This is a genomic window from Streptomyces sp. NPDC058157 (assembly GCF_042884105.1).
In the GTDB taxonomy this organism is placed as follows: Bacteria; Actinomycetota; Actinomycetes; order Streptomycetales; family Streptomycetaceae; genus Streptomyces.
Map to the genome: position 1 here is coordinate 21,077 of NZ_JBHVUQ010000014.1, position 19,471 is coordinate 40,547.

Annotated in this window: 9 protein-coding genes and 1 pseudogene; 1 reads left to right on the top strand and 9 read right to left on the bottom strand. The window is 75.1% G+C overall.

Annotated features, from left to right (window positions below; all coding sequences use genetic code 11):
* Positions 1-9: 9 nt before the first annotated feature.
* The 5 genes and pseudogenes from ACFVXK_RS05900 to ACFVXK_RS05920 all read right to left on the bottom strand — a co-directional run.
* Positions 10-5,664 (bottom strand): annotated as a pseudogene (locus ACFVXK_RS05900) (SDR family NAD(P)-dependent oxidoreductase); the annotation flags it as partial.
* A gap of 53 nt (positions 5,665-5,717) precedes the next feature.
* Positions 5,718-8,873 (bottom strand): type I polyketide synthase, encoded by a 3,156-nt coding sequence (locus ACFVXK_RS05905; protein WP_389610291.1) that lies wholly within the window; start codon positions 8,871-8,873, stop codon positions 5,718-5,720.
* Positions 8,874-8,969: 96 nt separating this feature from the next.
* Positions 8,970-9,713, bottom strand: coding sequence for a thioesterase II family protein (locus ACFVXK_RS05910; RefSeq protein ID WP_389610292.1), 744 nt, complete (start codon positions 9,711-9,713; stop codon positions 8,970-8,972).
* Positions 9,710-10,960 carry a cytochrome P450 gene (locus tag ACFVXK_RS05915; RefSeq protein WP_389610293.1) on the bottom strand — a complete coding sequence of 417 codons (1,251 nt, stop codon included), beginning with the start codon at positions 10,958-10,960 and terminating at the stop codon, positions 9,710-9,712. Before ACFVXK_RS05915 ends, ACFVXK_RS05910 begins: the two co-directional genes overlap by 4 nt.
* Positions 10,957-11,190 carry a phosphopantetheine-binding protein gene (locus ACFVXK_RS05920; protein WP_389610294.1) on the bottom strand — a complete coding sequence of 78 codons (234 nt, stop codon included), beginning with the start codon at positions 11,188-11,190 and terminating at the stop codon, positions 10,957-10,959. Before ACFVXK_RS05920 ends, ACFVXK_RS05915 begins: the two co-directional genes overlap by 4 nt.
* A 328-nt stretch (positions 11,191-11,518) precedes the next feature.
* Here ACFVXK_RS05920 and ACFVXK_RS05925 point away from each other — a divergent pair, with 328 nt between their 5' ends.
* Entirely contained in the window at positions 11,519-13,033 is a 1,515-nt protein-coding gene (locus tag ACFVXK_RS05925; RefSeq protein WP_389610295.1) for an FAD-dependent monooxygenase, read from the top strand.
* A gap of 90 nt (positions 13,034-13,123) precedes the next feature.
* Here the strand turns inward: ACFVXK_RS05925 and ACFVXK_RS05930 are convergent, their stop codons facing one another.
* The 4 genes from ACFVXK_RS05930 to ACFVXK_RS05945 form a co-directional block, all read right to left on the bottom strand.
* Positions 13,124-13,885: an ABC transporter permease gene (locus ACFVXK_RS05930; RefSeq protein ID WP_389610296.1), complete on the bottom strand. Its 762-nt coding sequence runs from the start codon at positions 13,883-13,885 to the stop codon at positions 13,124-13,126.
* Complete coding sequence (locus tag ACFVXK_RS05935; protein WP_389610297.1) at positions 13,882-14,838, bottom strand: ATP-binding cassette domain-containing protein; 957 nt, start codon at positions 14,836-14,838, stop codon at positions 13,882-13,884. The genes ACFVXK_RS05930 and ACFVXK_RS05935 overlap by 4 nt, the downstream gene beginning before the upstream one ends.
* A gap of 65 nt (positions 14,839-14,903) precedes the next feature.
* Positions 14,904-15,611, bottom strand: a complete 708-nt coding sequence (locus ACFVXK_RS05940) for a thioesterase II family protein (RefSeq protein WP_389610298.1) — start codon at positions 15,609-15,611, stop codon at positions 14,904-14,906.
* 43 nt (positions 15,612-15,654) lie between these two features.
* Positions 15,655-19,467, bottom strand: coding sequence for an amino acid adenylation domain-containing protein (locus tag ACFVXK_RS05945; RefSeq protein WP_389610299.1), 3,813 nt, complete (start codon positions 19,465-19,467; stop codon positions 15,655-15,657).
* Positions 19,468-19,471: the final 4 nt, after the last annotated feature.

Here is a 19,471-nt window from a genome sequence, read left to right on the forward strand (position 1 = left end):
CGCTCTCCCCTAGCCGAGCTCTTGGTCCAGCAGCCGGAGGAGCTCCCCCGCTGAGGCGGATGTGATCTGGTCGACGAGGCCGGCCGGTGCCGCGCCGCCCGCCATCGTGCGGACGCGGCCCTGCACTTCGCCGAGCAGGGTGGACAGGGTGCTCCGGGCGTCGGCGTCGAGCCGGAGGAAGGCCTCCTCCAGCCGGGCGCCGAGCTGTTCGATCTCCTTGGCCAGGGAGTCGGCCGGGGACGGCGGGACCCCGGTGCCTTCGGAGCCGGTGGTGAGGCCCGCGTGCAGGAAGCGGGCGAGGGCGGCCGGGCTCGGGTGGTCGAAGACGAGGGTGGCGGGCAGCTTCAGGCCGGTGGCCGCCGCCAGCTTGTTGCGCAGTTCCAGCGCCGTCAGCGAGTCGATCCCGAGCGTCTTGAACGCCGCGTCCGGTCCGATCCTCGCGGTGTCGCGGTGGCCGAGGACGAGGGCGGTGCGGGTGCGGACCTCGTCGAGGAGCAGGGCCTGCGCCTCCTGCGGCGCCAGTGCGGCCAGCCGCTGTGCCAGGTCCGGGCCGGTGGCCTGCGGGCCCGCCGGGCCGCCCGGTGCGCCGGGGGCGGCGGGGGCCGCGGTGAGGCCGGCGAGCAGCGGTGAGGCCGCCCCGGAGGCCGCCGGGTCCAGCCGGGCCGGGACCAGGACCGGCTCCTCGTCCAGCGCGAGGGCGAGGTCGAAGAGGGCGAGCCCGTCGCGGGAGGCCAGCGGGAGGACGCCCTGGCGGCGCAGCCGTTCCACGTCCGTGTCGGCGAGGCCGGCGAGCATCTCGCTGCGGTCGGCCCACAGGCCCCAGCACAGCGAGGTGGCGGGCAGCCCTGCGGCCCGGCGGACGCGGGCGAGGCCGTCGAGGAACCCGTTGGCCGCCGCGTAGTTGGCCTGTCCGGCCGTTCCGAGGACGCCCGCGACCGAGGAGAACAGCACGAACGCGGAGAGGTCCAGGTGCCGGGTCAGCTCGTGGAGGTGCCAGGCGCCGTGCACCTTCGGTGCGAGGACGGTCTCCAGGCGGTCCCCGGTCAGCGCCTCCACGACCCCGTCGGCCAGCGCCCCCGCGCAGTGGACCACCGCGGTCAGCGGGTGCTCGGCGGGCACGGCGGCGAGGAGCCGGGCGACGGCCCCGCGGTCGGCGACGTCGCAGGCCGCGACCTCGACGTGGGCTCCGGCCGCGGTCAGTTCCGCGCTCAGCGCGGCCGCCGCCGGGCTCTGCGGGCCCCGCCGGCCGGCCAGGAGCAGCCGGCGCACGCCGTGCCGCTCGACGAGGTGCCGGGCCAGCTTCGCGCCGAGGCCGCCGGTGCCGCCCGTGATCAGGACGGTGCCGGAGCCGAGGGCGGGGACGCCGCCGGGGCCGCCGGGGGCGGGGGTGCGGGCCAGTACGGGGACGGCGGCCTCGCCGGCCCGGATCCTGAGCTGGGGCGCGCCGGAGGCGGCCGCCTCCGGGACGCGGGCCAGGGAGGCGGGCGTGCCGTCGGTGTCCACGAGGGTGAAGCGGCCGGGGTTCTCGGTCTGCGCGGTGCGCACGAAGCCCCAGACGGCGGCCGCGGCGGGGTCGGTGGGCGCCTCCGGGCCGTCACCGGTCGCGTTCCGGGTGACGAGGACCAGGCGGGAGCCGGCGAACCGGTCGTCGCCGAGCCAGTCCCGGGTGCGGCGCAACAGGTCGTGGAGGGTCTCCGCGACGCGGGCGGGGGTGTCGTCCCCGGCCGGGTCCGGCTGCCCGTGGGTGGCGGAACCGGTCCCGGAGGCGGCCACGGTGCCGGCGGCCGTGGCGGTGCCGGTGCCGGTGGCAGTGGCGGTGCCGGCCGCGGTACCGGTGCCGGTCGCGGTACCGGTCGCGGTACCGGTGCCGGTCGCGGTGGCGGCGGTGGTGATGACGATCGGGGGTATCGGGGTGCCCGAGGTGGCGAGGGCGGTCAGGTCCGGGTGTGGTTCCGCGCCGGTCGCCGGGGGCGCGGGGATCCCGGCGGGGGCTCCCAGCACCGCGTAGCGGTCCGGAGCGGTGGAGGGGAGTGCGAGGGGGGTCCAGTCGACCCGGAAAAGGGAGTCGTTCCGGTCGAAGCCGAGGGCGGTCAGCTCCGCCGGGTCCGCGGGCGCCAGGGTCAGCGCGTCGATGCCGCCGAGGGGGATTCCGGCGGCGTCCGCGAGGGTCAGGGACACGGTGTCCTCCCCGGCCGGGGTCAGCCGCACGCGCAGGACGCCCGGTTCGGCGCGGCCGGCGCGCAGGCCCGTGCAGCGCACCGGCAGCCGGGCCCCGGGCCGGGAGCCGTCGGCGGTCCCGGCGAAGGCGGCCGGGAGCAGCGCGGCGTGCAGCAGCGCCGGGTGGAGGAGGTACCGGCCGCCGGCGGCGGGCGGCTCGACCTCCGCGTAGAGGCCGTCGGCGTCGCGCCAGGCGGCGCGCAGGCCGCGGAAGAGGGGGCCGAGGTGGACTCCGAGACCGGAGAGCCGGGCGTACTCCTCCTCGACGGGGACAGGGGCCGCCCCGGCGGGGGGCCACGCGGCGGGCGCACCGTCGGGGCGGGCGGGTGCGGGGTCGTGGCCGACGGCGCCGGAGGCGTTGCGCGTCCAGCCGGTGTCGCCCTCGCCCCGGGAGTACACGCCGATCGTGCCCCGGCCGTCGACGGTCACGCGGAGCTCGCGCTCGCCCGTGCGGGGCAGGACCAGCGGGGTTTCCAGGGCGAGTTCGGCGACGGACCCGCCGCCCGCGCGGTGTGCGGCCCAGAGCGCCAGTTCCAGCAGGACCGCGGCCGGCACCAGGAGGGCGCCGTGGACCACGTGGTCGGCGAGCCACGGCCGGCGGGCGAGGGACAGCCGTCCGCTGCCCGCCAGGCCCCCGGTGCCGGTGGCGGCGTCGGCGGGCAGGTCGACGACGGCGTCGAGCAGCGGGTGGTCGGAGCTGGTGGCGCCGGCGCCCTCGGCGGGGGTGTCCAGCCAGTAGCGCTGCCGCTGGAAGGCGTACGTGGGCAGTTCGGTCCACGGGCCCTCCCGGTCGGGGAAGGCGCTCCGCCAGGTCACCGGGGCGCCGGCCACGAAGGCCTCGGCCGCCGACCGGTGGAACCGGGCCAGGCCGCCCTCGCCGCGGCGCAGGGTGCCGACGGCGCGGGCGTCGGCGCCCGCGTCCTCCAGGGTCTGCTCCAGACCGACCGTCAGCACCGGGTGGGCGGAGGCCTCGACGAAGTGGCGGAAGCCCTCGGCGGCCAGGGCGCGGACCGCCTCCTCGAAGCGGACCGTCCGGCGCAGGTTGGTGTACCAGTACCCGGCGTCCAGGCCGGTGGTGTCCAGCCATCCGGCGGTGACCGTGGAGAAGAAGGGCACCTGCGCGGGGCGCGGCTCCAGGCCCTCCAGGAGGCGCGCGAGCTCCCCGCGGACCTCTTCGACGTGCGCGGAGTGGGAGGCGTAGTCGACCGGGACGCGGCGGGCTCGGACGCCGTCGCGCTCGCAGGCGGCGAGCAGCGCGTCCAGTTCGGCCGCGTCGCCGGAGACCACCGCGGACGAGGGCCCGTTGACGGCCGCGACCGACAGCCCGCCGGTGAGGCGGGCGCGCACGGCCTCGGCCGGGAGTTCCACGGAGACCATGCCGCCGCGCCCGGACAGGGCCAGGATCGCGCGGGAGCGCAGCGCCACCACCTTGGCGGCGTCCTCGACCGTGAGGGCGCCCGCCACGCAGGCGGCGGCGATCTCCCCCTGCGAGTGGCCCACCACGGCGTCGGGCAGCACCCCGTACGAGCGCCACAGCTCGGCCAGCGAGACCATCACGGCCCACAGCACGGGCTGGACGACGTCCACCCGCGCCAGGGCCGCCTCGTCGGCGAGGACCTCGGGCAGGGACCAGTCCACGTACGGGGCGAGCGCGTCGGCGCACTCGCGCATCCGGCGGGCGAACACCGGGGAGGTGTCCCACAGTTCGCGGCCCATGCCGGCCCACTGGGAGCCCTGGCCGGGGAAGACGAACACCGTCCGGCCGACGGGCCCGGCGACGCCGGACACCGCGCCGCCGTCGCCTTCGCCGGCCGCGGCGGCCGTGAGGGCGGCCAGGAGGGCCTCGCGGCCTTCGCCGACGAGCACCTGGCGGTGGTCGAACCGCGAGCGGGTGGCGGCCAGGGCGTGTCCCACGCCGTCGGCGGTCAGCTCCGGGCGGGCGGCGAGGTGCTCGCGCAGCCGCAGCGCCTGGTCCCGCAGGGCCTCGGGCGAGCGGGCGGACAGCACCCAGGGCACGGACGCGGGGGCGGCGGTCGGGGGTTCGGGGGTGCCGGGCGCGGCCGGCTCCTCGGGGGCCTGTTCCAGGATCAGGTGGGCGTTGGTGCCGCTGATCCCGAATGCGGACACGCCGGCCCGGCGGGGGCGGCCGGGTGCCGTGGTCCACTCGCGGGCTCCGGTGAGCAGTTCGACGGCGCCGGCCGACCAGTCCACGTGCCGCGAGGGGCGGTCCACGTGCAGGGTCGCGGGCAGCACCCCGTGCCGCATCGCCATGACCATCTTGATCATGCCGCCCACGCCCGCGGCGGCCTGGGTGTGCCCGATGTTCGACTTCAGCGAGCCCAGCCACAACGGGCTGCCCGGCTCCCGGTCCCGCCCGTAGGCGGCGATCAGGGCCTCCGCCTCCAGGGGGTCGCCCAGGGTGGTGCCGGTGCCGTGCGCCTCCACCGCGTCCACGTCGGCGGCCGTCAGGCCGGCGTCGGCCAGGGCGGCGCGGACGACCTTCTCCTGCGCGAGCCCGTTGGGCGCGGTCAGCCCGTTGGAGGCCCCGTCCTGGTTGACGGCGGAGCCGCGGATCACGGCGAGGATCCGGCGGCCGTGACGGCGCGCGTCCGAGAGGCGTTCGAGGACGAGCACGCCCGCGCCCTCGGAGAAGCCGGTGCCGTCGGCCGCGTCCGCGAAGGCCTTGCAGCGGCCGTCGGCCGACAGGCCCCGCTGGCGGCCGAGTTCCACGAGCACGCCCGGGGTGGGCATCGCGGACACCCCGCCGGCCAGCGCCAGGGAGCACTCCCCCGAACGCAGGGACCGCACGGCCTGGTGGACGGCGACGAGCGAGGACGAGCAGGCCGTGTCGGTCGACACGGCGGGGCCCTCCAGGCCCAGGACGTACGCCACCCGGCCCGAGGCCACGCTGGTGTACGTCCCGGCGAGGGCGTAGCCCTCCACCTCGCCCGCCGCCGCGCCGCCCATGCGGGGGCCGTAGTCGACGGAGTAGATCCCGGTGAACACCCCGGTGGCCGACCCGCGCAGTGCGGCGGGGTCGATGCCGGCCCGTTCCAGCGCCTCCCACGAGGTCTCCAGCATCAGCCGCTGCTGGGGGTCCATCGCCAGGGCCTCGCGCGGGCTGATGCCGAAGAACGGGGCGTCGAACCCGGCGAGCCCGGGCAGGAAGCCGCCGGCGCGCGCGTACGTCGTCCCCGGCGCCCCGGGCTCCTCGGCGCGGAGCGCCTCCAGGTCCCAGCCTCGGTCCTGCGGGAAGGCGCCCATCGCGTCCACGCCGTCGCGGACGAGGTCCCAGAGCGCTTCGGGGGAGTCCGCCCCGCCGGGGAAGCGGCAGCCCGCGCCCACGACCGCGATGGGCTCGCGCGCGGACTCCTCCAGCGCGCGCACCCGCTCGCGCAGCTCCTGCGCGTCGCCGACGGCGCGTCGCAAGTAGGAACGGAGCTTGTCGACATCCTCCACCAGGGCCTCCCCCAAACCGTTGCTCAGCAGTACCGGTGCGGCTACAGGTAGCCGCGGTCGATCAGCGCGTACAGGTCGTCGTCGCTGGGGCCGCCGTCCGGGCCGGCCGTCTCCTCCGTCCGCACGCCGCCGGGTTCCTCGCGTGCCCCGGGCGCCTCGCGTGCCCCGGGCGCCTCGCGTGCCTCGGGCGCTCCGGGCGCTTCCGGCAGCTCGGGCGGTTCGGGGGCGAGGAGGGAGAAGAGGTGGCGGGCGAGGTCGCGCGGGGTCGGGTGGGTGAAGGCGACGGTGGCCGGGAGGCGTACCCCGGCCGCGGCCGCGAGCCGGTTGCGCAGGGCCACCGCCGTCGCGGAGTCGAGCCCCAGGTCCTTGAAGGTGTCGCCCGCCCGCGCGGCGAGCGCGGCGCCCGTCAGGTCCGTGCCCAGGGCGGCGCTCAGCAGGGCCGCCGCCTCGGCGCACACCAGGGTGAGGGCCGCCGCTTCCGTCGCCGGGGCCGCCGCCGTCCCGGCGGCCGCGCCGGGTCCGTCGGCGGCGGTCTCCTCACCGGGCGCGGTCAGCCAGTACGGCCTGCGGTGGAACGGATAGGTCGGCAGGGCGATCCGGCGCGGCCCGTCGGCGGCGAACACCGCGCGCCAGTCCGCCGGGACGCCCCGTACGTGCAGCTGGGCCAGGGACTCCAGGACCTTGCCCGTGCTCCCGTCGTGCTTGTTCAGGGTGCCGGTCACCACCGGCGAGGCCCCCAGCGCCTCGGCGGTCTCCTCGATGGCCACCTGGAGGACGGGATGCGGGCTGATCTCGACGAAGGTGGTGTGCCCCTGGGCGATCAGGCCCCTGGTGGCGGCCTCGAACCGGACGGTGTGCCGCAGGTTGCGGAACCAGTAGGCGGCGTCCAGCCCCGCCGGGTCCACGGGGCCGCCGGTGACCGTGGAGTGGATCGCCGCGGTCGCGGGCAGCGGGGTGATCCGGCCCAGTCCGGCGGTCAGTTCCGCCTCGAACCGGTCGAGCAGCGGGGAGTGGCCGGGCACGGTGGACCTGATCAGGCGGGCGCGGACGCCGTCGGCCTCGCAGGCCGCGACCAGTTCCCGGACCGCCTCCGTCTCACCCGAGACGGTGGTGGAGTTGGGGCCGTTGACGGCGGCGATCCCGAGCCGCCCGCCCCACCTCCCCAGCAGCTCCCGCACCCGCGCTTCGGGCAGCAGGAGCCCGGCCATGGCGCCCTGCCCGGCGACCTCGGCCAGCAGCCGGGAGCGCAGGGCCACGATCCGGGCCGCGTCCTCCAGGCTCAGGGCGCCCGCCACGTGGGCGGCGGCGATCTCCCCCTGGGAGTGGCCGATGACGGCGTCGGGGGTCACGCCCAGCGAGCCCCACACCCGGGCCAGGGACACCAGCACGGCGAACAGCGCCGGCTGGACGACCTCGATCCGCTCCAGCTCGGCGGCCGGCGCGGCGCCGGTCAGCACGTCCACCAGCGACCAGTCCACGTGCGGTGCCAGGGCCCGCGCGCAGGCGTCGACCGAGTGCGCGAAGACCTCCGACTCCTCGTACAGCCGTGCGCCCATGCCCTGCCACTGCGATCCCTGGCCGGGGAACACGAAGACCACCGGGCCCGCCGGGCGTGCGGCCGTCCCGCGCACCACGCGCGCCGGGTCGCCGCCCTCGGCGAACCGGCCGAGGGCTTCCAGGGCCTCGTCCCGGCCGGTGCCCAGGACCACCGCCCGGTGTTCGAACCGGGCCCGGGTCGTGGCCAGGGAGTGGCCGACGTCGGCCGGGGAGAGCGAGGGGTCCGCGGCCACGCGGTCCCGCAGCCGGGCCGCCTGTTCCCGCAGGGCGGGCTCGGAGCGGGCGGTGAGCACCCACGGCAGCACGCGGGGGGCGGCCGGGGCGCCGTCGGCGGCCGGGCCCGGCGCCGGGGCCTGGGGCGCCTGTTCCAGGATCACGTGGGCGTTGGTGCCGCCCATGCCGAACGCCGACACCCCCGCCCGGCGCGGCCGGCCGGGCACCTCCGGCCAGGGGCGGGCGGCCCGCAGCACCTCGAAGTGCTCGTGGAAGTCCTCGATGGCGGGGTTCGGGGAGCGGAAGCCCAGGCTCGGGACCAGCCGGCCCCGGTCCAGGCAGAGGGCCGCCTTCACGAAGCCGGTGATCCCGGCGGCCGGCTCCAGGTGGCCGACGTTCGTCTTCACCGAGCCGATCACCAGGCGGCGGCCGCGGCCCGTCTCCCGGAACACCTCGCGCAGCCCGGCCGCCTCGGCCGGGTCGCCCATGCGGGTGCCGGTGCCGTGGGCCTCGACGTAGTCGACGGTGTCGAAGGGGACGTCCGCGCGGGCGAGGGCGGCCCGGACGGCGGCGGCCTGACCGGCGGGGCTGGGGTCGGGCATCTTGGTGGAGGCGCCGCCGCTGCCGACGCCCCAGCCGCGGACCACGGCGTAGACGCGGTCGCCGTCGGCGAGGGCCAGGTCGAGCCGCTTGAGCAGGACGAACGCCCCGCCCTCGCCGCGGGCGAAGCCGTTGGCCCGGGCGTCGAAGGTGAAGCAGCGGCCGTCGGGCGAGAGGGCGCCCAGGTTGGCGAGGGCCGCTCCGGCCTCCGGGTCGGCGATCAGGTGGACGCCGCCCGCCAGGGCCGCGTCGACGGCGCCGGCGCGGATCCGTTCGCAGGCCAGGGCCAGTGCCACCAGGGAGGAGGACTGGCCGGAGTCCGCGCAGTAGCTCATGCCGCGGACGTCGAAGAGGGCGGAGATCCGGTTCGCGATCATCGCCCCGTTGGCGCCGATGGCGGCGTAGTGGTCGTCCCGGTCGCTGCCGGAGAGCCGGCGCAGCACGTCGTACCCGGACGGGGCGGTGCCGACCACGACGTCGATCTCGCGGCCGGCGAGGGTCTCCGCCGGGATGCCCGCGTCCTCGACGGCCTCCCAGGCCAGCTCCAGTCCGAGCCGCTGCACGGGGTCCATGGCGGCGGCCTCGGCCGGTCCGGTGCCGAAGAAGGCGGCGTCGAACCCGTCGATCGAGTCGAGGAAGGAGCCCCGCTCCAGGAGGGCCGCGTCCGGGTGGGAGCCGCGGCCGGGGCCGGCCGGGCGGGCGGCCGGGAAGCCGGCGACGGTCGACTCCCCGTCGTGCAGGAGGCGCCAGAAGGCGTCCGGGCCGGTCACGCCGGGGAACCGGCACGACATCCCGACGACGGCGATGTCGGCGGCTGCGCCACTCATAGACGTTCCCTTCCGGATTCTCTCGGCAGATCGCCGGGGCGAGCGTGGGCGGGCTTGGGTGAACGGGGGCGGACGGGGGCGGACGGCCGCCGGGGGTCAGCGCCAGTGGGACGGGGACAGCGCGGCCAGCAGGTCGGCGGGCGCGTCCATGAAGCCGTAGTGGCCGCCGCCGACCACCCGGAACTCGACCCGGTCCGCGTACCGGCGCCATCCTTCGAGGTCCTCGGCGCTCACGTCGGAGTCCTCCCGCCAGTGCAGGACGACGACGGGGCAGTCCACCGGGGCGGCCTCGGTCCGCCGGTAGGCGCCCGCGGCGGCGTGGTCGCGCAGCAGGACGAACATGCCCAGGTCGATCATGTCGGGACGGGGTTCGATGCCGCGGCCGCGGACGAACGCCTCCAGCTCGTCGCGGAGTTCGGCCTCGGTCAGGCCGAGCATCCGGTCGCGGGCGGCGTCGTGCGGGGCGGGCTGGCCCGAGACGAACAGGCAGCGCGGGCCGGGCAGGCCGCGCTCGGCGATCCGCAGCACCGTCTCGTAGGCGGGGATCGCCCCGGCGCAGTGCGCGAAGACCGCGTACGGCCGGTCGAGCAGCGGTGCCAACTGTTCGGCGAGGCCGTCGGCCAGCTGCTCGTAGGTGCCGTAGTGCGGGTGGGCCAGCCGGTTCTCGCGGCCGGGGAACTGCACCGGGCAGACCTCGGCGCCGCCGATCTCGGCGGGCCAGGCGCTGAAGGCCGAGGCCCCGGAGCCGGAGAAGGGGAGGCAGAACAGCCGGGCGGCGGCGTCCGCGGAGGGCGGCCGGACGAACCACGGCGAGGGCGCGGTGGGGGTGCCGGTGGTCATGGGGTCCGCCGTTTCTTGCCGACGAGGGGCAGGTGGGTCATTCCGGCGATGAAGTACGACCGCAGGTGCTGCGGTTCACCGGCGGGTTCGAGGGACTCGAAGCGGGCGAGGAGCTCCTCGAAGAAGACGCGCAGGGTCATCCGGGCGAGGGGGGCGCCGATGCAGAAGTGCGGGCCGAAGCCGAAGGCGCCGTGGCGTTTGGCGCCGGCCCGGGTGAGGTCGAAGGCGTGCGGGTCGGGGAAGACGGACGCGTCCCGGTTGCCGGAGCCGATCCAGGCGACGACCGCGCCGCCCGCCGGGACGGTGCCGCCGGCGATCTCGACGTCGTCCACCGCGTACCGCATGAAGTTGCAGGCGGCCGAGGTCCAGCGCAGCCCCTCCTCGACGAGGTTGGGGACCAGCGTGGGGTCGGCCGCCGCCTTGGCGTACTGCTCGGGGCGCTCCATGAGCGCCTCGACCGTGCCGGAGACGGTGTGCGGGGTGGTGACGTTGGCGCCCAGCAGGATGCTGTAGCCGTCGAGGGCGATCTCCTCGTCGGACAGCGGCTCGCCGCCGGGGCGGACGCTCGTGAGGTGGTGGAGCAGGCTCTCGTCCTCCTCGCCGGAGGCCCGGTGGGTCCTGGCCCAGTCCCGGACGTAGGTGAGGAGCTCGTGGTGGGAGATGGCCAGGGTGGCGGCCTCGCTGCCGAGGAGGAAGTGCGGGTCGGAGGGGGCCGTCACCATGGCGGTGAGCCGGACGAGCTCCTCCCAGTCCTTCTCGGGAATGCCGAGCAGCGGGCCGGTGACCAGCGCGGGCAGCAGCAGGGCCTGCTCGGCGAGGTCGAAGACGGCGCCGTCCAGGGCGGGTTCGAGGAAGCGCACGACGGTGGCGCGGATCCGGTCCTCCCAGGCCTGGACGGCGCGGGCGGTGAGCTTGGAGCCGAGCGGGCGGCGGACCTCGGTGTGCCGCGGCGGGTCGGTGGAGGTCATCAGCACGCCGGCGGCGGGGTCGTCCGTGCCGAGGTGGGTGGGGACGGTGCCGCGTTCGGAGGTGAACTCGCGGTGGTCGGACAGGACCCGGCGGACGTCCTCGTAGCGGGTGACCGACCAGAACTCCCGGCCGTCCGGCAGGACCTGGTGGAACAGGGGGGCCTCGGCCCGCATCACGTCCCAGACCGGGTGGGGGTCGCCGGAGGTGTAGAGGTCCAGGTCGAACAGGTCGACGCCGGCGAGGTCGACGTCGCGGGCGGGACCCGGCGTGAGCCTCACGCCCCGGTCCTGCCCTGCTCGATCAGCTCGGCGACCCGGGCCGGGGTCTGCGCCAGGTAGAAGTCGCGCACGGACAGCTGGACGCCGTACTCCTCCGACACCCGCTCGATGATCTTGATGCCGCTCAGCGAATTGCCGCCGATCGCGAAGAAGTCGTCGTCCACACCGACCTCACGGCCGCCCAGGTGCTGTCCCCAGAGCTCCGCGATTTCCTGTCCCAACGATCCCATTGCCCGTCTGTCCTTCCTCCGCCGGCCGGGGGTCCCCCGGCCGCGCCGTCCCGCCGGCGAGACACTTCCTCGAACGGCCGGACCGAGTCTCGCGCGGTCGTCCGTCCGCCCACACCGCTTCGGCGGTGTCCCGGCGCTCGCCGGCCGGTGGGGTTGAGAGTGCGCCGGGGGTCCGTTCCCGGGGACCGTCCCGCCGGCGGGACGGCGGAAGTCCGCCCACGGGTTGCCCCGCCCCGGCAGTGGCGTTCCTTGACCGGCTGATTCGCGTTCAGTGAACGTGAAGGTGATTCAACGTCGTTAGAGGCGCAGTCGAACGAGGGGGAACGACGTGGGGCATACGGGTACGGACGCGGACGTGATCGTCGCGGGCGCGGGGCCGACGGGCCTGATGCTCGCCTGCGAGCTGCGGCTGGCGGGCGTGGACGTGGTGGTGGTGGAGCGGCTCCCGGCGCGTACCGGCGAGTCCCGGGCCGGCGGGATCCACTCGCGGACCCTGGAGGTGCTCGACCAGCGCGGGATCCTCGACCGGTTCCTGGCGGAGGGGGAACCGCAGCCGGTCGGGCATTTCTCCGGTCTGTATCTGGACTTCGACGAGTCGGAGTCGAGGCACCCCTATCCGCTGATGATCCTGCAGTCCGCCGTGGAGCGGCTGCTGGAGGAGCGGGCCGCCGAGCTCGGCGTGCGGGTGCGCCGGTCGGCCGCGGTGAGCGCGGTCGGCCAGGACGCGGACGGGGTGACGGTCGGGCTGGAGACGGCCGACGGGGCGGCGGAGCTGCGCGCCCGCTACCTGGTGGGCTGCGACGGCGGGCGCAGCACGGTGCGCAAGCTGGCCGGCATCGGCTTCCCCGGCACCGAGGCGACGATGACGGCGCTGATCGGGGACGTGGAACTGCCCGGCCTGCCGGAGGACTACGTGTGGGTGCGGCGCACCCCGGGCGGCGACTACTCGGCGATCGCCTTCCAGCCGGGCTGGTACCGGGTGATCACCTCCGAGTACGACCGGGTCGCGGACCGCGACGAGCCGGCGACGTTCGAGCTGCTGCGGGAGTCCCTGGTCCGGGTCGCGGGCAGCGACTTCGGCATGCGCGCCCCGCGCTGGGTGTCGCGGTTCAACGACGCGGCGCGGCAGGCCGACCGGTACCGGTCGGGGCGGGTGCTGCTGGCGGGCGACGCCGCGCACATCCATTTCCCGGCCGGCGGGCAGGGGCTGAACATGGGCGTGCAGGACGCGGTCAACCTGGGCTGGAAGCTGGCCTCGGTGGTCCGGGGCGACGCTCCGGAGGGCCTGCTGGACAGCTACCACGACGAGCGCCACCCGGTCGGGGAGCGGGTGCTGCACAACACCCGGGCCCAGGCGGCCCTGGCCCGCCCCGGTGCGGCGACGGACGCGCTGCGCGAGGTGTTCGGCTCGCTGATGGTCTTCGACGACGTCAACCGGGTCCTGCGGCACATGCTGACCGCGCTGGACGTCCGCTATCCCGTCGACGGGGACCACCCGATGGAGGGCCGCCGGGTCTTCGACGCCGACCTGAAGACGGACGAGGGGGTCGTCGGCGTCTACCAACTGCTGCACGGCGGCCGGCCGGTCCTGCTCGACCTGTGCGGCGGCGCGGGGCTCGCCGCGGTCGCCGCGGGCTGGGCCGGGCGCGTCGACCTGGTCGCGGCGCGCGCGGAGGACGAGCTGTGGCCCGTGCCGCCGGTCGGCGAGGTGCCCGCTCCGGCGGCGCTGCTGGTCCGGCCCGACGGGCACGTGGCCTGGGCGGCGGAGGCCGGCGGCGAGCCGGACACCGCCGCGCTCCGGGCGGCCCTGACCACCTGGTTCGGTCCGGCCCTGGCGGGGTGAGGCGGGCTTCCCCGGGAACGCGTACGGCGGCCGCCGGGACCCTGTCGGGGTCCGGCGGCCGCCGTCGTGGTGGCGGCGCTCAGGCCGGGCTCACGCCCGCTTCTTGAACGTGGAGACCGCCCAGACGTAGCCGAGCAGGGCGAGGCCCACGCACCAGGCGACGGCCGCGAGGGCGTCGCCGCCCGAGGGGTTGCCGTTCAGCAGCCCGCGCAGCGTCTCGATGATCGGGGTGAAGGGCTGGTACTCGGCGAACTGCCGGATGCCGGTGCCCATGGACTCGGCGGGGACGAACGCGGTGCTCAGGAACGGCAGCATGATCAGCGGCACGGTGGCCAGGCCCGCGGACTCCACGGTCTTGGCGGCCAGGCCGGTGGCGACGGTCAGCCAGCCGGCCGCGAAGCTCAGCAGCACGACGACGCCGACGACGCCGAGCCAGTCCAGCGCGCTGGCCCCCGGGTCGAAGCCCATGGCGAAGGCCACGCCGACGATGGCCGCGCAGGCCACCAGGCAGCGCACCGAGGTGATGATCACGTGACCGGTCAGCATGGCGCCGCGCGAGACGTCCATGGTCTTGAACCGGTTGATGATGCCCTTGGTCATGTCGTCGTTCACCGCCGTGGCGGTGGCGCCCAGCCCGTAGCTGATGGCCATCACGAGGAGGCCGGGCGTGGCGTAGTCGACGTAGTCCTCGCCGACGCTGAAGGCGCCGCCGAACACCCCGACGAACATGAGCATGATGATGATGGGGAACAGGACCGCGTTGAAGACCGTGACGGGGTTGCGCACGGTGTGCTTCAGGTTGCGGCGCAGCATGATCGCCGAGTCGGCCAACGGCGTCGAGACCGTGCTCACTGTGCGATCGCCTCCTTGCTGGTGTTCTGGACGCCCGCCGACTGGTCGGTGAGGGCGAGGAAGACGTCGTCGAGGTCGGGGCGCTGCACCGAGAACTCCTCGGCGTCGAGCCCGTGGGCGTCGAGCCGGTCCAGCAGGGCCCGCACCGAGCGGGTCCCGCCGTCGCCGGGCACGCTCAGGGTCAGCTCCTCGTCGTCGCGGGTGGCCTCCAGGAGGACCCGGGCCGCGGCGTCGAGGCCGGCGAGGTCGGCGAAGCGGAACCGGACGTGGGTGCCGGGGATCTGGCGCTTGAGCTCCTCGGGGGTGCCCTGGGCGACCAGGCGGCCCTGGTTGAGGACCGCGATCCGGTCGGCGAGCTGGTCGGCCTCCTCCAGGTACTGGGTGGTGAGGAAGATGGTGGCGCCCTCGGCGACCAGTTCGCGGACGATGCCCCACATGGTGCGCCGGCTGCGCGGGTCGAGGCCCGTCGTCGGCTCGTCCAGGAAGATCACCTGCGGCTTGCCGACCAGGGTCATCGCCAGGTCCAGCTTGCGGCGCATGCCGCCGGAGTAGGTGGACGCCTGCTTGTCCGCGGACTCCGCCAGGTCGAACCGCTCCAGCAGCCCGGTGACCAGGCTGCCGCCGTCGCGCACGCGCTTCAGGTCCGCCATCAGCTGCAGGTTCTCACGGCCCGTCAGCAGCTCGTCGACCGCGGCGAACTGTCCGGTCACGCCGATGGCGCCGCGCACCTGCCGGGTCTCGGCGGCCACGTCGTACCCGGCGACCCGCACCGTGCCGGCGTCGGCCTTCATCAACGTCGTCAGGACGTTGACCGTCGTCGTCTTGCCCGCCCCGTTGGGGCCGAGCAGGGAGAAGACCGATCCCGCGGCGACGTCGAAGTCGATGCCGTCGAGCACGACCTTGTCACCGTATGCCTTACGCAGCCCTGAAACTGCGATCGCTGAGCTTCTCATGCCTCCACTTTCCTCTTCGGTCCTGTCATCGACCTGTCACGCCGCTGACACGGCGCTGGAGCACGTCACTGCCGGTCGGAGCGGGACTGCCGGGCGATCAGGTCGAGGACCTCGCGGCCGGCGCCGACCAGGTACATGTGGTCGCCGGGGAATTCCGCCCAGGTGAAGGCGGCGGTGGTCGCCGCCCGCCACTGGCGGGCCTCCTGCGCGCTGACCAGTCCGTCGTCGGCTCCGCGCAGCGAGCAGATCGGCACCGCCAGCGGTTCGTCGGTGCTCGGTACGTAGCTCTCGTGCATCTCGCAGTCGGCCTGCAGGACGGGGAGGATCAGCTCCCGCATCTCCGGGTGGTCCAGGGCTTCGTGCCGGAAGCCCGCGAACTCCTCGACCCGGGCCAGGAACTCCTCGTCGGGCAGGCCGGCGGCGCGGCGTTCGCGCTGGGTCCAGGGGCCGGGGGAACCGCTGACGACCAGCCGTTCGACGTGGATCCCCCGCTCTCCGAGCAGGTGGGCCAGCTCGTAGGCGAGGACGGCGCCCAGGCTGTGGCCGAACAGGACGGTCCGGGAGCCTTCGCCGAGGTCGGCGACGACGCCGTCGATCACGCCCTTGGCGGCTTCCTGGACGTTGCGGTAGGGCTCCTCCAGGATCCGCCGCTCGCGGCCCGGCAGCTCCACCGAGGTGACGCGCCAGCGGTCGGCGGCCAGTTCCCGCCAGGGGTGGAAGAAGGAGGGGCCGGCGCCCGCGAACGGGACGCACAGCAGGGTGGTCCGCGTCATCGCGACCAGCTCCGATCATCGGTTCCGTGGCTGGACCGGCGCGTCACGCCAGGTCCGCCAGCTTGGCGTTGAGGACCTCGAAGACCTCGGACACGGGTCCGGGGAGGTTCATCTCGTGGTGGGTGGCCGCCACGTCGTACTCCTCGATGGTGCCCAGGACGTAGGGGCGCCACAGGTGGGCGTACATCTCGTCCTTGAGGGTGGCGTGGAAGAAGACGATGTCGCCGCCGTAGACGGGGGATTCCCAATCCATCATCAGATTGGTGTTGTTGGCGAGGACCTTCGACATGTTGTCCAGGAACTCCTGCTGGTTCCCGGTGCCGATGTACTGGCCGAAGAAGTCCTCGAGCTCGTCGCGGTAGTCCTCCACCGTCTTGTTGCGGTGGATGTCCGACCAGCCCTGGCCGCCCGGCTGGGAGTCGAGGACCGCGGTCAGCGCGATCTCGTGGCCGCGCCGGTCCAGGCCCGCGGCGACGGCCTGGACGAGGGTGCCGCCGTAGGACCAGCCGACCAGGTTGAAGGGGCCCTCGGGCTGGACCGCGAGCATCTCCTCGATGAAGTGGTCGACCATCTCGTCGATGGACTCCACCAGCGGGGCCCGGCCGTCGGCGCCGCGCGACTGGAGGGCGTAGGCCTGCCGGCCCTGCACGTGCGTGACGAAGCTGAAGTAGGCCCAGCCCAGGCCGCCCCCGCCGTGGAAGAACCACAGGGGCTTCCTGCCGGTGCCGGGGTCGCTGTTGAGGGGCAGGACGACGCCGAAGGGGTCGGCGACCTCGTCGGGGACGGCCCCGGCGAGCAGCAGGGCGGCGAGCTCGGCCACCGTCGGGAACTTGATGATCGTCCGCAGCGGCAACTCGACGTCGAAGTCCTTGCGGATGCGGACGCTGAGCCGGGTGGCCAGCAGGGAGTGGCCGCCGAGGGCGAAGAAGTCGTCGTCGACGCCGACGTGCTCCAGGTCCAGCAGCTCGCGGAAGACGGCGGCGAGCCTCTCCTCGTGGGAGTTGCGCGGGGCCCCGCCGGCGGCCGCGGCGGGGTTCTGCCCGTCGGGGAGGGCCTGCCGGTCGAGCTTGCCGTTGGGGGTCAGCGGGATCTCGGCGAGGGGCACCAGGGCGGCGGGGACCATGTAGTCCGGGAGCCGTCCGCGCAGGTGCGCGGTGAGCTCGGGGAGCAGCGCGGCGGGGTCGGCGGCGTCCGCGGCGGGGACCACGTAGCCGACGATGCTCCGGTCTCCCTGGCGGTTCTCGCGGACCACGACGGCCGCCCGCGCCACGTCGGGGTGTCCCGCGAGGACGTGCTCGATCTCGCCGAGCTCGATGCGGAAGCCGCGGACCTTGACCTGGTGGTCGGTGCGGGCGAGGTACTCCAGGGCGCCCGTCTTGTTCCAGCGCACGAGGTCGCCGGTGCGGTACATGCGGGCGCCGGCGGGGCCGAACGGGCAGGGGACGAAGCGTTCCGCGGTCAGGTCCGGACGGTCCTGGTAGCCGCGCGCGAGTCCGTCTCCGGCGATGTACAGCTCGCCCTGGACCCCGCGCGGGACGGGGCGCAGCCGCGCGTCGAGCACGTACACCTGCGTGTTGCCGATCGGGGTGCCGATGGAGACGCCCGCGCCGGCCTTGAGGGGGGCGGTGGTGGACCAGGTGGTGGTCTCGGAGGGGCCGTACCAGTTGCCGGCCTCGGCGGCCTGTTCGGCGAGGGTCTCGGCGAGGCGCAGCGGGACGGCCTCGGCTCCGGTGATGATCCGCAGGCCGCGGGCGGCGTCGGGTTCGTGGGCGAGGAGCATCTGCCAGAAGCCGGGGGTGGCCTGGACGACGGTGACGGCGTGGCGGCGCAGCAGGGCCGTCATGGCGGCGGGGTCGGTGACGGTCTCCTTCTTCGCCAGAACCATGGTGGCGCCGCAGACGAACGGCAGGTAGAGCTCGGTGTTGGCCATGTCGAAGGAGACGGTGGTGCTGAACAGCATCCGGTCGGCGGCGGTCAGCGGGAACCGGCGCCGGGCTGCGGCCAGGAAGTTGGCGACGGCGCCGCGCGGGATGGTCACGCCCTTGGGGGTGCCCGTGGAGCCGGAGGTGTAGATGACGTACTGGGTGTTGTCGGGGTGGACGGCCACCTCGGGCGGGGTGTCGGGGCAGTGCTCCCAGTCGGCGGCGGCCAGGGTGTCGGCGTCGAGGACGAGGGTCGGCTTCGCCTGGTCGAGGACGAAGTCGGTACGCGAGCGCGGGTGGTCGGGGTCGACGGGGATGTAGGCGCCGCCGGCCTTGAGGACGGCGAGCAGGGCCACCGGCAGGTTCGCGGTGCGCGGCAGGATGACGGCGACCAGCGACTCGGGGCGCACGCCGCGGCCGACGAGCCAGCGCGCGAGCCGGTTGGAGCGGGCCTCCAGCTCGCGGTAGGTGAGCGTCTCCTCCTCGGCGACGATCGCGAGGGCGTCGGGGGCGGCCTCGGCCTGCCGGCGCAGGGCCTGGGCGATGCCGCCGTCGAGGGTGGGTGCGGCGGTGTCGTTGACCTCGGTCAGCAGCATTTCCCGTTCGCCGTCGACGAGGACGTCGACCTCGCCGATGCGGATCTGCGGGTCGGCGGCGAGCTGCTGGAGGACGCGGGCGTAGCGGGCGGCCATGTCCTCGACCGTGTCCCGGTCGAAGAGGTGGGTGGCGTAGGAGATGTCGCCGCGCAGGGCGCCGGTCTCGCCGGTGGTCATGCTGAAGAAGACGTCGACCTGGGTGGTCGCGAGGAGGGCCTGGCGGTATTCGACGTCGAGGCCGTCGAGCGTGAGGGACCACTTCTCGGTGTTCTGCCAGCCGCACATCACCTGGAAGAACGGCCGGTAGGCGGCGGAGCGGTCGGGGTTGAGCTGCTCGACCAGCACCTCGAAGGGCACGTCCTGGTTCTCGTAGGCGGTCAGCGCCTTGTCGCGGACCTGCGCGAGGAGGGCGGCGAAGGTGGGGTCGCCGGAGAGGTCCATGCGGATGACCAGGTTGTTGACGAAGCAGCCGATGAGGTCGTTGAGGGCCTCGTCGGTGCGGCCGGCGATGGGGGTGCCGACGGGGATGTCCTCGCCGCCGCCGAGCTTGCCCAGCAGGACGCCGAGGGCGGCCTGCATGACCATCGACATGGTCAGCCCGCGCCCGTCGGCGAGCTTCTGCAGTCCGGCCATGACGTCGGCGGCGACGGGGATGGGGACGGCGTCGCCGTCGGTGCCGCCCTCCACGGAGCGGGGCCGGTCCAGCGGGAGGTCGAGCGGCTGGGGCACGCCCGCCAGTTCGCGGCGCCAGTAGGCGACCTGCTGCGCGCCCAGGCTCTCCGGGTCGGCGAGGTCGCCGAGGACCTCGCGCTGCCACATGGTGAAGTCCTTGTACTGGACGGGCAGCGGCTCCCAGCCGGGCGCCCGGCCGGCCCGGCGCGCGTTGTAGGCCGTGGCCAGGTCCCGGGCGAGGGGGGCGCCCGAGCTGCCGTCGGAGGCGATGTGGTGGATGACGAGGACCAGGACGTGTTCCTCGGGCGCGGTGCGCAGCAGCCGGGCCAGCAGGGGGATCCGCGTCTCCAGGTCGAACCAGTGGGCGACGGTCTCGTCGACGGCGGCGGAGACGCCCTCGGGCGCCACGTCCGCGACCGGCACGGACACCTGCGCCAGCGCCTCGTCCAGCGGGAGGATCACCTGGTACGGCTCTCCGTCCTCGTCCGTGCGGTAGACGGTGCGCAGGACCTCGTGCCGGTCGACCAGGTCGCCGAGCGCCGCGAGGAGGGCCTCCCGGTCCAGCGGCCCGGTCAGCCGGAACGCCGAGGAGATGTTCCAGGTCTCCGCACCCTCCAGCTGGTGCAGGAACCATGTGCGTCGTTGCACGAAGGACAGCGGGATCATTGCT